At 46.3% G+C, this 14091-nt stretch carries 10 protein-coding genes; 3 read left to right on the top strand and 7 right to left on the bottom strand.

Features of this window, described 5'->3' with window-relative positions:
• Window positions 1-3 precede the first annotated feature (3 nt).
• Window positions 4-1164: a Re/Si-specific NAD(P)(+) transhydrogenase subunit alpha gene (locus KME11_07890; protein MBW4515131.1), complete on the bottom strand. Its 1161-nt coding sequence runs from the start codon at window positions 1162-1164 to the stop codon at window positions 4-6.
• Window positions 1165-1532: 368 nt separating this feature from the next.
• Between KME11_07890 and KME11_07885 the strand changes: the two genes are divergently transcribed.
• Together KME11_07885 and KME11_07880 are read left to right on the top strand one after the other, a co-directional pair.
• Complete coding sequence (locus tag KME11_07885) at window positions 1533-2183, top strand: DUF2301 domain-containing membrane protein (GenBank protein ID MBW4515130.1); 651 nt, start codon at window positions 1533-1535, stop codon at window positions 2181-2183.
• 73 nt (window positions 2184-2256) lie between these two features.
• Window positions 2257-3138 carry an Rpn family recombination-promoting nuclease/putative transposase gene (locus KME11_07880; protein MBW4515129.1) on the top strand — a complete coding sequence of 294 codons (882 nt, stop codon included), beginning with the start codon at window positions 2257-2259 and terminating at the stop codon, window positions 3136-3138.
• Between the two features lie 6 nt (window positions 3139-3144).
• Here KME11_07880 and KME11_07875 read toward each other — a convergent pair whose 3' ends face one another.
• From KME11_07875 to KME11_07850, 6 genes are all read right to left on the bottom strand, one after another.
• On the bottom strand, window positions 3145-3636 hold the full coding sequence (locus KME11_07875; protein MBW4515128.1) for a chemotaxis protein CheW: 492 nt from the start codon (window positions 3634-3636) through the stop codon (window positions 3145-3147).
• Between the two features lie 22 nt (window positions 3637-3658).
• Window positions 3659-6985: a response regulator gene (locus tag KME11_07870; protein MBW4515127.1), complete on the bottom strand. Its 3327-nt coding sequence runs from the start codon at window positions 6983-6985 to the stop codon at window positions 3659-3661.
• 1 nt (window position 6986) lies between these two features.
• Window positions 6987-11243 (bottom strand): GAF domain-containing protein, encoded by a 4257-nt coding sequence (locus tag KME11_07865; GenBank protein MBW4515126.1) that lies wholly within the window; start codon window positions 11241-11243, stop codon window positions 6987-6989.
• A gap of 69 nt (window positions 11244-11312) precedes the next feature.
• Window positions 11313-11876 (bottom strand): chemotaxis protein CheW, encoded by a 564-nt coding sequence (locus tag KME11_07860; protein ID MBW4515125.1) that lies wholly within the window; start codon window positions 11874-11876, stop codon window positions 11313-11315.
• 14 nt (window positions 11877-11890) lie between these two features.
• Window positions 11891-12253, bottom strand: coding sequence for a response regulator (locus tag KME11_07855; GenBank protein ID MBW4515124.1), 363 nt, complete (start codon window positions 12251-12253; stop codon window positions 11891-11893).
• Between the two features lie 4 nt (window positions 12254-12257).
• On the bottom strand, window positions 12258-13439 hold the full coding sequence (locus KME11_07850) for a response regulator (GenBank protein MBW4515123.1): 1182 nt from the start codon (window positions 13437-13439) through the stop codon (window positions 12258-12260).
• Between the two features lie 384 nt (window positions 13440-13823).
• Here KME11_07850 and gvpA point away from each other — a divergent pair, with 384 nt between their 5' ends.
• Window positions 13824-14042, top strand: a complete 219-nt coding sequence (gene gvpA, locus KME11_07845; GenBank protein ID MBW4515122.1) for a gas vesicle structural protein GvpA — start codon at window positions 13824-13826, stop codon at window positions 14040-14042.
• Window positions 14043-14091: the final 49 nt, after the last annotated feature.

Genomic DNA, 14091 nt, shown 5'->3' with positions numbered 1-14091 from the left:
TTCTTAGCCTTTGGCTCCCACTGTTTCGCCTAACAAATCCTTGACTCGCTGATTCTTAATTTCTCCCCCATGGGTGACACAAGCACTCGAAACAATGTCATCATCAAAGTCCAGAGTCAGAACGCCATCCTTAACCAAAAATTGCACCAAGGTCAGAATATTTTTGGCATACATTTGACTAGCATGAAAAGGCACTGTCGAAGGAAGATTCGATTCTCCAATCAAGGTCACGCCGCCTTTAACGACTGTTTTTCCTGCTTCACTGCCTTCGCAGTTCCCCCCTTGATCGGCAGCAAGATCGACGATTACAGAACCAGGTTTCATCTCGGCAATCATGTCAGCGGTGACCAGACGCGGAGCTTGCCGCCCAGGGACTTGAGCGGTGGTAATGACCACATCAGACATTTTGACGTGCTCGGCGATCGCCGCCTGTGTTCGCTGTTTCGCTGTCTCCGAAACTTCCTTGGCATAGCCACCTGCCGCCACCGTCTCTTCCTCAAGCTTCACTTCGACAAACTTCGCCCCCAAACTCTGCACCTCTTCCTTCACCGCCGGACGAATATCAAAAGCTTCCACCAATGCGCCCAAACGTCGAGCGGTGGCGATCGCCTGCAATCCAGCCACACCTGCACCAATGATCAACACCTTAGCAGGGGCGATCGTTCCGGCTGCTGTTGTCAACATCGGGAAAAACTTAGGCAAAGCCGCTGCCGCTAAAAGTACTGCTTTGTATCCAGCAACACCCGCTTGAGAGGACAGCGCATCCATGCTCTGCGCACGGCTGGTACGGGGAATTAGCTCTAGTCCAAAGGCAGTAACTTTTCGTTCAGCAAGCCGCTGTATTAACGCCGGAGAACCCAGAGGATTCAGAAATCCAATCAAGGCTCCTCCTTCCTTCATTAAGTCCACCTCGTGCCGTCCATCTTCCCGCTCTTGAGGAGGATTCACCTTAAGCACCAGATCGACGTACCAAAGCTGCTCAGGATCAGTGATAATCTTTGCTCCTGCCGCTTCATACGCCGCATCTGAAAAGAAGGAATGCTCTCCTGCACCTGCTTCAACCCAAACTTCCATCCCCTGCTTAACCAATCGACTGACAATATCAGGAACGACCGCGACGCGGCGCTCACCAATTTCAATTTCTTTAACTATGCTGACCTTCATTGATTCTCCTCAGTATGCAGTTGAGTCAAAAAAAATCTGGGTTGTTACCCAGCGATCGCCTAACCTCACAAACGTGCTGCTGTGACCTACGGCTCTGGTGGCTTTTAATTAAGAGACGAATTTTCGCCCACTATAACTTCTGCATCCTATGCTTGCTATTGGGTAACAGTAGCGTTCTTTAACCTTGTCTTATGATTCAACACTATGAATTGAGATAAAAGAATTAGTTAAGTTTATTGAAGATAAAGTTTCTTGAAGCAGCGATCGGGCAACGTTTTATGGAGCGATTTTAGACTTCTTTTGACAATCCCTTAATCTTTTACACTGATATCCTAAGGCAGAATAAAGATATGTATGGAGATACAGTAATGGACACACAACAACCTGTCATTTATCAGGGACAATTTGGCGAGTTCACGATTGAGCAAAGCGATCGCCAGGGCGTGATGATCTACCGAGCAGGCTTAATGGTTGCCGCCCTCAGTTTTGCCATCGGTAGCACGATAGTTCTCTGTCAGGGCGATCGCCCTGCTCTGCTTCAGGCTCTTAGTCCGCTTTACACGCTCTTTTGTGTGGGGCTGGGCGTTAGCCTCCTATCGATTCATATTTATATGGTTGTGCTACATCGGGCGCTGCAAGCTTTTTGGATTATTGGAGCGATCGCCGCTGCGGTTGTAGCGCATTTTTACGCTGAACCATTTGCAGTGAGCATTTATCAACACCCTACAACAATTTTGGGCATTGGTTTTACGTTTGCAGCTTTAACTGGATTATTCTTTAAAGAAGCCGCTTGCTTTAATCGCCTTGAGACAAAGATTTTAACGCCGCTAGTACCGCTGCTGTTGCTAGGGCATCTACTAGGTTTTTTACCTGTAATGGAAGAGAAGGTACTTTTAGCAATATGGACAGTACTATTCCTGGTGTTTGCATTGCGTAAGATTGTTCAACCAATTCCTCCTGATATTGGCGATAAAAGTGTTTTTGCTTATTTGAAGAATCAAAAATTGGAGAATGCTTGAGTCGGACGAGTATAAACTCTAAGTTTTAAATGCTTCTAGTACAGTAGATCTAATTTATTTTTAGATCTATCTCATGCGGCGCGATTCAATTTTCTACAAAATTTTTCAGCAGTTCCCCACCATCCTATTTGAGATGCTGGAAAATCCTCCTGAGAACGCGACCCAGTATCGATTTGATTCTGTTGCCGTTAAAGAACCCTCCTTTTCCATTGACGGCGTTTTTCTGCCACCCGAAAATCGTATAGGCGTTGTCTACTTTTGCGAAGTTCAGTTCCAGCGAGATGAATTACTTTATGAACGGTTATTTGGTGAATCGTTCTTATATTTTTATCGCAACCGCGACCGCTTCAGTGATTGGCAGGCTGTCGTTATTTATCCATCTCGTTCAAAAGAGCAAAGTCGGCTTTGCCCCTACGAGGATTTAATAAAAGGGCAACGGGTTCATCGCGTTTACCTTAATGAACTAGGGGCGATCGGGCAGTTGCCCCTGGGTCTGGCAGTCATGGTACTAAGTACATTAAGCCAGAAAAAAGCCTCCGAAGCCGCTAAGCAAATGATGAAGCGATCGAAACAGGAAACTGCATCTCAGGCGGAGTTTCGCGCCATAATAGGAATCATTACAACGATTATTGCCTACAAGTTCAGTAAACTGTCACGGCAAGAGGTGGAAAAAATGCTAGAAATTACAGGACTTCAGGAAACGCGGTTTTATCAAGAAGCAAAGCAAGAAGGTCGCCAAGAAGGTCGCCAAGAAGGTCGCCAAGAAGGCAGACTAGAGGAGCGTCAGTCGTTGATTTTAGACCAGCTGACTGGGTTATTAGGAGAATTACCTGGGTCAATTCGAGAACAAATCACTGTATTATCGAGCGATCGCCTCAAATCTTTAGGTCTAGCATTACTCAGGTTTAACCAATTGGCAGATTTAGAAGAATGGCTTAAAGCGTACCTAGAGTAAGCACTTCTACTTCGCACGCAAAGCTCGAATCATTTGCTCAACTTCAATTATAAAAATAGAAGTTAATCCTTCCTCCTTAGATAAAACCGCCACACAGCTTGCAATACTTAGGGCATGACCGTGTCGATAAGACTCAGGAATCTGTCGAATTGTTGAGGCAGGTAAATCGATTAAGTCAGGTGGAGTATCAACTAAAAATGCATACAGTTCTTTGTGTTTTATCTGGGTGATAACTAAGAACTTTCCACTTGAACCTTCTAACGATTGAGTAAAATGTTTGTGTAAGTTGAGTACCGTAATCACACGTTGACCAAAGTGAAATAGCTCAATGCTATTGGTACTGCCGCTCATTTGAGGGGGACAGCTTACTACTTTAACGATCGCATTCATTGGCAACGCCAACATTTGATTGGCGATCATAAATGTAATGACCCGAACTGACTCTTGAGAACGGTCAGAAGAACTACTTAGAAACGGAGAAGAGATAGTAGACTGCATGGTTCGGGGGATATTGAGACGTTTATACTTTTGGACTTAGACTGACCAGGGTGCTAATCAACTCATGCTCGGTGTAAGGCTTTGTCAGGTATGCAGAGGCTCCTAGTTGCAAAGCAAGCTGGCGATGTTTTTCGCTGCTGCGAGAAGTGAGCATTGTTACCGGAACAGTTGCAGAAAACTCTTTCTTATAGCGCATTAAAAATTCAAATCCATTGAGCTTAGGCATTTCTAGATCACAGGTAATGAGTTGGATGCTAGAGTGCTGCTGAAGCTGAGCGATGGCATCTAGCCCATCTTGCGCTTGTATCACCTGGTATCCTGCTTTTTTTAAGGTCAGTGCTAATGTTTGGCGCACTGTTGCAGAATCATCAATGACCAAAACTCGTTTTGCTGCGATCGTTGGCTTCGGTTCGAGTATAAGTGGCGGTTCGATCGCAAGTGGAGCAGGGAATACAAAGTTATCTTGAGCCGTAGCAGATTGTTGAAAGGCAGAGTGTTGAGGGGTAGATTGTTGAGATACAGTTCCTTGACGGTTACTATGATGAACTAATGCTGCTCCATCGACGACAAGTGTGAGTTGTCCATCTGCCAAGATGCTACAGCCATAGATATAGTTAGGAGGTGCGATCGCATTGCTGACAGGACGAATCACGAGTTCTTGTTCACCTAGAATTTGATCCACCGAAATCCCTAAGAAACCCTTTTTCCAGCGCAGCAGCAACAGCGAAGATGCATCGGTTGCAACAGGTAGGTGCAAAGCATTGAGAGATATCTCATTTTTGATTTGCTCCGGCAGAGAGGTACTATAATTCACTAAATCTGCTAAGCGACAAATAGGTACAGGATATTCATCTTGTCCACGTTTCCAATGGAAAACACTTTGACCTGTCATTGATTCAATCTGGTCAGCTTGCGGGATAATAATTCTCTCAACTTCATCTGAAAGAAAAGCATAAATAGCACAGCCGACCTGACAAACCAGTAGTCGAGCAGTCATCAAGGTGAGGGGAAGTTGGAGCGTAAAGGTCGTGCCTTGGTGCAACTCTGTTTGAACTGCAACGTTTCCGTCTAGCGATCGCAACTGACTGCGTACCACATCTAACCCAACGCCCCGACCGGAGAGATCGGTCACTTCTTCAGCAGTTGAGAATCCTGGCTGAAACATCAATTCTAACAATTCATTGGTGGAACACTGATTAAGGTGAGGGGAAGGAAGCTGCTTCATCTCGAATCCTCGCCGGCAAATCTTTTGTAAATTTAGCCCCTGACCGTCATCCTTAACTTCAATAATAGTGCGGTTTCCCTGCTGATAGGCATTGATCGTAATCTGTCCAATTTCGGGCTTACCTTGTTGTTGACGTACTTTGGCAGATTCAAGTCCATGGTCAAAGGCATTGCGCACAAGATGGAGCAGCGGATCGTATAGTTTTTCGGCGATCGCCTTATCCACCATTACTTGTGCGCCCCGAATTTGTAAATTTACGCGCTTATTATGAACCTCAACGAGTTGCTGCAAAACTCGTGGAAAACGGTTTAAGACAGCACCCAATGGAATCATTCGAGCTTCCATTAAATCATCTCGAACATGATTGAGTAGCTGTCCCTGTTTTCCTAAAGATTGCCTAAATTGTCGAGTTGCCCAGTCAATTGCTTCTGTCGTTCCACCAAGCTGCACTAACTCTTCTAAGGCAGCGTACAAAAAAACGTGCAGTTCGCTATGACGATCCATTTCTAGTGGGTCAAATAAACTGGTTTCTATCTGTTGATCAAATCTTCCTCTATCTTGCCATCCGCCTCTTCCTTGAGAAATTACCAACATTTGATCAGACCAATCTCTCAGCCTTGTTAAAGTTTGTTTATGCTGATTTAATCCATCGACTAATTCCTGAACCTGCCGTTGCAATCGTTCATCTTGCAGAGCTTGGCGGTTTTGGTTAATCAGGAGTTCTCCGACAGAGTGGCTGAGGGATTCCAAGTGTTCTAAGTTAACGCGAACTGAAATGGCAGAAGAGGGACCTTTTTTAGATAGGACTTGAGGCGAAAGCTGGGCTTTTTTAATAACCTTTTCGGGGGCGATCGCTATTGGAGCCATAACCTCAGCCGGAACCGGAGACGCAACCGGGCTTTCAATCTCAACCGCCAAGCTATCTAGAGCGCTCAACTCACCCAACCCATCTAGAGAATCCAATAATCCTGCATCTAAACCGTATTCTGACAAGGGGGGAAGATTGGCAAGAGGCTGCAGGCTTGAAGTATTGGGTACGCTTGGGTCGGACAAAGCATTAAAGTCAAAAAAATCGTCCTGATTAGGCAAATGCTCAACGGCAACGAATGCAGAATTTGTGGGCTGGGTGGTTCCTTGCGGGTAACTTGAAGCGATCGCTTCGGACTTTGCTATGGGGCTAGACTGGCTCTGGAGCGAAAATGCAGGGGTTTTAATAGGCTGATTCAGCAAGCTAATCAAATGCTTCCAGATTTTCAACAATTTTTGAACTCGTGGATATTGTCTAATTAGATGCTTGGGTGAATTCTTATGAAGAGTTTTTTGTACGGGTTGAGCCAATGCAGGTTTTTTCTGTGCCAGTTGCCTGAGGGCTAGAGAAGGCTCTCCGCCACAAGTCCGATCGCCTGCAAACACTGCTGCTTGTCCTTGTCGGAAATCGGTTAGAGCAGTCTGACTAATCATTAAAACTTGATCAGGATGGCTATTAAGCGCTTGAATGGTAGTTTTGGCGATCGCGCCAAAACCCGATAAGTTGAGAGATTCTGCTAGACCCAAGAAGACCTCAGCATGGGTTTGAAGTAATTTGGCGATCGCTCCTACATTGCCACCTGTTAGCAGACTTTCTAATTCATTTAAACGGCTATTAACGCCGCTCTCAAAAATCGATCGAGTAATATCAAACCCTAGTTCAGCAGAAGTTGGAATCGATGCACCCGGATCGAAATTTTTGCCCAGTTTAGTTTTCAGCCGTTTAAAAACTGAGTCAGCTTGCTTCAGCACTTCAGCATCATTGAACTGGCTACCCGCGATCGCTGCGGTCACGGGCATTCGCAAATATTCATAGGCTTCTAGCAGCAGCCCTTCCAACTCTGAATCCACGATCACATCAGGATTGTAAAGCGACTTAAACACATCCTCTAAAGAATGCGCCATTGTTTTAATACTCTCAACCCCAACACTAGCTGCTGCGCCTTTCAAAGTGTGCGCCGACCGCATCAGGTTATGAACTTTTGCTGGGGTTCGATCTTCCTTCAGTCCCAGCAAATCTTGTTCAATCGCTTGCAGGAGATCTTGGGCTTCGGGAAGGAAGTACGAGTAGCCCTGCTCTTGAATAGAAGAATCCATGCTAGTTCACCTTGAACTGACCAACGCTAGCCTGAAGCTGTTGCGCGGTTGCTAGTAGCTCTTGAAAGGAAGCTGAGATGTAGGTTGAATCGGTTGAGTTTTTATTCGCGATCGCGGCTACATCTGACATAGCTTGGGTCACAAGCTGCGACTGCTGAGTCTGAACTTGGGTGGCTTGAGTAATTCCTTGCACTAGCTGGCTAATTTGCGCCGTTGCTGTCACAATTTCGTTAAGTTGTTGTCGGGTTTCGTTCACCAAATTGGTGCCGCCGACAACCTGCTGAATGCCCAGATCCATAGCCGTTGTTACTTCAACGGTTTCTGCCTGAATTTCTTGCACCAGTTTTTCAATCTCACGGGTCGCTTCGGCAGATTGGCGAGAGAGCGATCGCACTTCATCCGCCACTACCGAGAAGCCCCGTCCATACTCTCCAGCACGGGTTGCCTCAATGGAAGCATTGAGCGCTAGAAGCTGGGTTTGGGTGGTGAAGTTGCTAATCAAGCTCACGACTTTAGAGATTTTTTGGGAAGATTCGCTCAAGCGCTTGATCTTCTTGCTCGTTTCCGCCACCGTTTCCCGAATTGCCATGATCCCATCTACGGTTTTGTTCATGGCGGTATCACCCGCCTTAACCGTTTGGTTTGCTTGCTGGACGGCAGTTTCCACTTGTTTAGCATTGGCTGCCACCGCCTGAGTTGAGTTAACCATCGATTCAATGCGTTCGATCGCCTGGGTCACTTGGACAAACTGCTGCTGGGCTTCGTGAGAGAGTGTAGCGATCGCCGTTTCGCTATTACTGGAAGTTTCCGACACTTTAACGGCGGCTGATTGCACCTGCGTTACAATTTTGCGCAAGCTTTGAATCGTGTTGTTGTAGGCATCGGCGATCGTGCCGACAGCGTCTTCGCTAACCGGAACCCGCACCGTTAAATCTCCCGAAAGCACAGGTCGCACTGCGGTCAGCATTTGAATGACCTGCTGTTGCAGTTTGTCGTTAGCTGATTTCTCCCGCGTTACCGATTGCGTCAACTGTTCAGATTGGTTCCTTAGCTTTTCTAGTGAAAGGGTTTGGTTAAGAGCAAAACCAAGCTGCAAGGCAATCTGATTCAGCAACGTGACTTCCGACTCATCCCATTGACGAGGCCCAGAGTTTTGATAAGCCCCCAAAATTCCCCATAGCTTACCTTCCACAAATACAGGAACCAGCACATAGGCTCTCGCTTGAAATTTCTCTAAAAGCTCGATGTGGCAAGGGTTATGGTTCGCTGTATAAATATCGTCTACCGCCAGGCTTTCCCGATTTCGATAACGTCCGCCCTCGGTTTCTTTGAGATAAGTGTCCCGCACATTGGTGCCCACTTCACTGCCCACCAATCTTTCCCAACCTGTAGAAACTGATTCTGAAACGAAGGTGCCACTCCAGTCTGATGCAAACTGATAAACGGCAACGCGATCGGCTTTCAACAACTGCCGGACTTCTTGCGTCACGGTGCTAAAAACAGAATGGATATCGAGCGATTCTCTCACAATGTCTAAAGATTGCCGAATGCTCTCCGTAGCGTTCACTAATGCTCGTTCCTGTTGTGCCTGCTTCTGGACTCTGCTCAAAAACTCGCCCTGCTGAATCCCGATTCCCAATTGAGCGCCAATCTGAGTTAAAAGGTTGTCTTCTGAGGCATCCCACTGACGCGGGGTGGCGTTTTGATAAATTGCTAGTAGTCCCCAAAGCTGCGAACCCACCCAAATCGGAGCAACCATATAGGCTTTGGCTTCCATCTGCTCCAAGATATTGCTGTAGCACTGAGAGTAGGAGCCTTGAGCAACATCGTGGACAACTAGCGTTTCTTTTTTGCGAAACTTGCCGCCCTGGCTTTCTTGAAGATAGACATCTTCCCAAATCATAGGGCTGTTGGGTTCTAAAAACTTTGACCATCCCTTACCGACGGCTTCAGCCATAATTTCGTTATGCCAATGAGCGTCGAAGCGAGAAATGATGACGCGATCGCCCAGCAAAACCTGTCGAACCTGCTGCGCAATTTGCCCCAAAATATTTTCTAAGCTCTGGCTCTGGCGTACCATTTCGATAACAGATTGACCCACCTTGGTAATAATCTGACCAAATTCTTTCTCACGACTCGCCGCCTTAGTGAGTTGCTCAGTCTGCATTTGAACCCGTTGCACGTAGTCTGCTTGCCGAACCGCCATGCCTAACTGAGAAGCAATTTGCCCCATCAGGGTTACTTCAGCCTCTTCCCAAACCCGTACTCCAGAATTTTGATAAGCAGCCAACAATCCCCAGAGTTCATTCTTCTGAAAAATCGGCACAATTATGTAGGATCGAGCCTGCATTTTTTCTAGAAACTCGATGTAGCAAGGAGAGAAGTCCATTGCATAAATATCATTAACTTTGTTGTACGCATCCCCTTTGGTATAAGCTCCACCCTTACTGTCTCTAAGGTAGGTATCTGTTTTGAGGCTGTCATCACTTTGCTGTTCTTGAATAATGGAAACCCATCCAGATGCCACAGATTCAGCCACAATTTCACCACTCCAGTCAGGGTTGAAGCGATAGACCGCGAGGCGATCGCACTTCAGCAATTGCCGGACTTCTTGAGTCGTTGATTTGAAGATTAACTGCAAGTCCAGAGCCTGCCGAATTCGTTCAACAATTTTGCTGACCGTTTGTTCTCGCTTAACGGCAATCCCTCTCTGTTCAGCCTGCTCGCGGACTTGCGCCAAATAAGTGGCTTGCTGCAAGGCTACGCCCAAAGATCCACTAAGTCGGAGCAACAGAGTCACTTCGTCATCTTGCCAATGGCGCACACCAGAGTTTTGATAAGCTGCCAGCAAGCCCCAAAGCTTTGTCCCTTGAAAGATTGGTGTAATCACATAAGCTCGGCACTGGTATTTTTCTAAAACTTCCAGGTAACAAGGCGTGTAGCCCATCGTATAAATGTCATCTACCCGCGTGTAACTTTCGCCTCGGTTATATTTCCCACCCTGTGCATCTTTAAGGTAAGTATCAGTGTCTAACGTTGCGGCAGAACTGTATTTTTTAACGCTACAGCGATCGTAACTACTCAAATCCTGATTTTGATAGACACCAGGATTGCGGGTTGGAGATGTACTCAAGTTTTCTTCTTCCTGAATCACCGAAAGCCAGCCTGCGCCCACCGACTCAGCAATGAACTCACCGCTCCAATCTTCATGAAATCTGTAAATTCCCACGCGATCGCACTTCAACAATCGCCGCACTTCGCGGGTCGTGACCCGAAAGATTGTATCCGAATCAAGAGATTCTCGAATTTGGTCAATCAGCTTAGTCAGAACATTTTCTTTATAAGATTGCTCTTTCAGTTGTTGTGAAAACTCGGCTTCTTGCAGGGTGGTAGCAAGTTGCAGGGTGACTTGGTAAAGTAACGCTGTTTCAACTTCCTGCCACTGGCGTAGTTCTCGACATTGATGGGCAACGAGTAAGCCCCACGGTTGACCTGCTATTATGACCAGGATGCTAAGGACAGATTTAACCTGTATCTGTTCCATCAACTGCCGCTGATAAGGCGTTATCTTTGCCTTGTTAATGTCTTCTGCCATGATGATCTGTTGGCTCAGGTAATCTTCGACCTTATTTGTGCCAAAGGTTGCTACTGGCAAGGTATTGCCTAAGGTCGTCGCCCAGTCTGAATCAACAGATTCTGCCACCACTTGACCCTCGTTATTAGAGGTAAAGCGGTAGACTAACACCCGATCAGCTTCTAATGATTCTCGAACGCTGTTCACAGTTAAACTAAGCAGAGTTTCCAAATCCTGAGCTTGCTGCATTTGGGTAGCGATCGCCATCAGTTGCTGTCGCTGATACCGGAATTTTCGAGCAACCAACGGGGAGCTATCTTGCCCCGAAACCTTAGGGCGAGTTGCCACAAACTCTGTAACTTGTAGAAAACTACTCTTGACATTATTTTTTTGCAACAATCCCGCCTGGATTAACTCAGCTTTGAGATTAGACAACGCGGCTGCAACTTGCAAAAACTCCCGATTGTCGTCTGGTGTAGCGTTATCTTCTTCACGACGGCTCACTTGCGGCTCAATCAAAGCCGCAGACTGAGAACTCAGGTCGGGCTGATGCAGCTTTGCTTTAGAAGCCTGAGCCTTTCGGGGTGGCAGCACTTCAGGCTCTTTGTCTTGAAGTTCTGTTTGCGCAAAGAAATCTGCAAAATCACCTAATGTTGTCGTTTCAGACTGATGGGATATCGTCATAGAAGTTGCCTCAGAACGTAGATACGGGAAATAGCTAACTGTAAGTTTTTGATTTATCGGGGTTTTAATTTATCGACAATGAATGCTTAACGCAGGATCTTGCAACAGAGCGGGCAGATTGAGAACGATAGTACGATCGCCCGTTAAGTACCCTTTTACAAAGGGCAAGAACTGTCCTGAGAACATCTCTAAAGATGGAGCATGAATCAATTGCGGATCGTAAGATTCAATATCATGAACCTGTGACACACAAAGCCCCAGGGTTTGACCACTCACCTCAACAATGACAGCCATGAAGGTAGAACTACCAGCTTGTAAAATTCCTGAGAACCCAACCTGCTGTCCCAAGTCCACAAGCCAAATCATTGCGCCCCGCCAGTTATAAAGCCCCAGCACACAACTTGGCATGTGGGGAACGGGCAAAATATCGGTGATAGTAGCGGTGGCGATCGCCACAATTTCATCAACTGCCAGCAACGCCGTTTTTTCAGGGCAAAGTTGCAATCGTAGAAATCGTTGTCCAATTTCTACAGGTGTAGGCTCAGCAAACAAACTGGAAAAATCACCCAGATCACCGACTAACTCGGTGAGCGTTTGCTGATCAATCGGAGCAGAATCTAAAACCTCTAGCATGGCTTGTCTCTTCGCTAATTGATCAATTTCCGAATGGTCTGGAGAAACACTGTCGGATCAACAGGCTTAGGGATATAGGCATTAGCCCCCAACATATCGCCCCACATTTTGTCTGCGTCCGTGTCTTTTGTGGAGCAAATCACGACAGGAATGCTGCTAGTACTGGGATCTGCTTTCAGTTCTCGACACAGTTCAAAGCCGCTTTTACCGGGAAGGATCACATCCAGCACAATTAAATCTGGCTTCTGGCTATTTAACTTAATCTGGGCTTCTTCCCCACTCTGGGCACTCATCACCGTTAATCCTGCCTGCTTCAGATAATTTGTCAGCAATTGCATTTCGGTTACGCCATCTTCAACTAACAAAACTGTTCCCATCGTTTTAGCTCCTATCCACTATTCCTAAATATTTCCGCACCACCGCCAACACTTTGTCTGCATCCACAGGCTTTGAGAGAAACCCACTAGAGCCCACAACCTTGGCGCGAACCCGATCTATGATGCTGTCGTTACTGGTTAAAATAACGATCGGCGTATTTCTAAATAAAGCGACGCGACGGATTTGTGAACAAATCTCGTAGCCACTGGCGATTGGCATCACCAAGTCTAAAAAAATGACTCCTGGCTTCTGCTCTAAAAGTGTGGGTAGAGCCTGCATTGAATCTTGAATGCCAATGAACCGATAGCCCGCCTGGGTCAAGATTTTTCCCATTGTGTCGCATTCTCGCTTGCTGTCGTCAATGCAAGCCACAAGCGGAGCCGATGTTAGCGCAGTCTTAACACCCGATGTTGGAATAGAAGAGGCTGGCATAGCCTCCAAAACACTTGCAACTGGAGAAGGAAAGTCGGGAACGGGAATTAATCCAATAAAACCTTTGCGAAAGTAGGGGACTAACATCCGGGTTAAAGGCACTAGATCTTGCTTCATTAGCACTGCCAAGTCACGGAGCGATCGCTTCCCATCTGCTAAAGCCACAAGAGTTTTATAAATCTTTTCAGAGGTCTGCTGCTGTAAAAGCTCCTGCTGTCGCAGCATAGGCGCTAGGCTAGGAGAATGATCCACTAATCCCAAAGCCCGCCACTCATTCCAAATTGGCTGAACTTCATCAAGAACTTGTTGCGCATTGACGAGTGCCAGAGACGCATCCAGTACATCTTTATGATCAACTTTAAAGTTAACGAACCGGGTTTCTTCTTGCTGAAGAACGTCAAACAAAACATCAGACACGATGCTGCGAATGAGAGCAACTGTCTGCTCTACCGTGATTTTCTGCTGCTTGACCAAACTGATAAGAATGTCATAGTCCCAGCGCTGGATATTGCCCGAAGCTCCAAATGTGACGGCTTGGGCATTAATTTGAGGACAGTGACGGGATAGATTACGGTACCAGCGCCGCACGGGATGAGGGCCACCCGTAGCCCAGATTAATCGCCCCATGTAGAGATAAAGGCTCCATTTTTGGTCATTTGCTTCTATATCAAGCCTTCCAGTGAGATGCAAACGACTCTGGACACCAAGTAACCCACTTGGCATATCAGCAGATGAGTGATCGACCCCTATCATAATATTTAATTACCATTTCAAAGCGTACAACAGTTAATATGAACTTCAGCAGACAGATCCATGACATCGCTGCATAAAACTTCCTAAATCTAGACAAGTTACCTAACTGCAAAACAAAGAGAAATTCAATTTTTGTCGTTAGCTAAACTTGTTACTCTAGTCCTCAGAAACCTTAACTAATAGCCTGCCCATTTCTTTAGACAAGCTAACCCGATCAAGAGAATCGTGGGGCAGGAAAATGCGAAATATAACGTTACAAAAATCCGCAATGTTAGCCCTATTTGAAACCTGGGAAGGATGTACATATCTCTGTTTTTAGAGAAATGCCTGCCGATTGAGAAAGGCATCTATACAATCCCCAAAAACATTTAAAAGGTGACTAATATGGCTGTCGAAAAAGTAAACTCCTCCTCTAGTTTGGCTGAAGTTGTCGATCGCATTCTTGATAAAGGAATTGTCATTGATGCTTGGGTTCGGGTCTCTCTCGTCGGAATTGAACTGCTAGCAATTGAAGCCCGGGTTGTGATCGCTTCAGTTGAAACCTACCTGAAGTATGCTGAAGCCGTCGGACTAACTTCGCAAGCTGCTGTTCCTAACGCCTAGGTAACCGCACAGCCTCATTAGATAGCAATGGTCTATTTAATGAGGCTGA

It is taken from the genome of Timaviella obliquedivisa GSE-PSE-MK23-08B, from assembly GCA_019358855.1.
GTDB classification, from domain to species: Bacteria; Cyanobacteriota; Cyanobacteriia; order Elainellales; family Elainellaceae; genus Timaviella; species Timaviella obliquedivisa.
Note: the sequence above shows the minus strand (reverse complement) of the source record. Positions and strands in the feature narration are given on the sequence as shown.

Coding starts and splice junctions, on each gene's coding strand:
- KME11_07890 (MBW4515131.1), bottom strand. CDS start 1,164: ATGAAGGTCAGCATAGTTAAAGAAATTGAAATTGGTGAGCGCCGCGTC.
- KME11_07885 (MBW4515130.1), top strand. CDS start 1,533: ATGGACACACAACAACCTGTCATTTATCAGGGACAATTTGGCGAGTTC.
- KME11_07880 (MBW4515129.1), top strand. CDS start 2,257: ATGCGGCGCGATTCAATTTTCTACAAAATTTTTCAGCAGTTCCCCACC.
- KME11_07875 (MBW4515128.1), bottom strand. CDS start 3,636: ATGCAGTCTACTATCTCTTCTCCGTTTCTAAGTAGTTCTTCTGACCGT.
- KME11_07870 (MBW4515127.1), bottom strand. CDS start 6,985: ATGGATTCTTCTATTCAAGAGCAGGGCTACTCGTACTTCCTTCCCGAA.
- KME11_07865 (MBW4515126.1), bottom strand. CDS start 11,243: ATGACGATATCCCATCAGTCTGAAACGACAACATTAGGTGATTTTGCA.
- KME11_07860 (MBW4515125.1), bottom strand. CDS start 11,876: ATGCTAGAGGTTTTAGATTCTGCTCCGATTGATCAGCAAACGCTCACC.
- KME11_07855 (MBW4515124.1), bottom strand. CDS start 12,253: ATGGGAACAGTTTTGTTAGTTGAAGATGGCGTAACCGAAATGCAATTG.
- KME11_07850 (MBW4515123.1), bottom strand. CDS start 13,439: ATGATAGGGGTCGATCACTCATCTGCTGATATGCCAAGTGGGTTACTT.
- gvpA (MBW4515122.1), top strand. CDS start 13,824: ATGGCTGTCGAAAAAGTAAACTCCTCCTCTAGTTTGGCTGAAGTTGTC.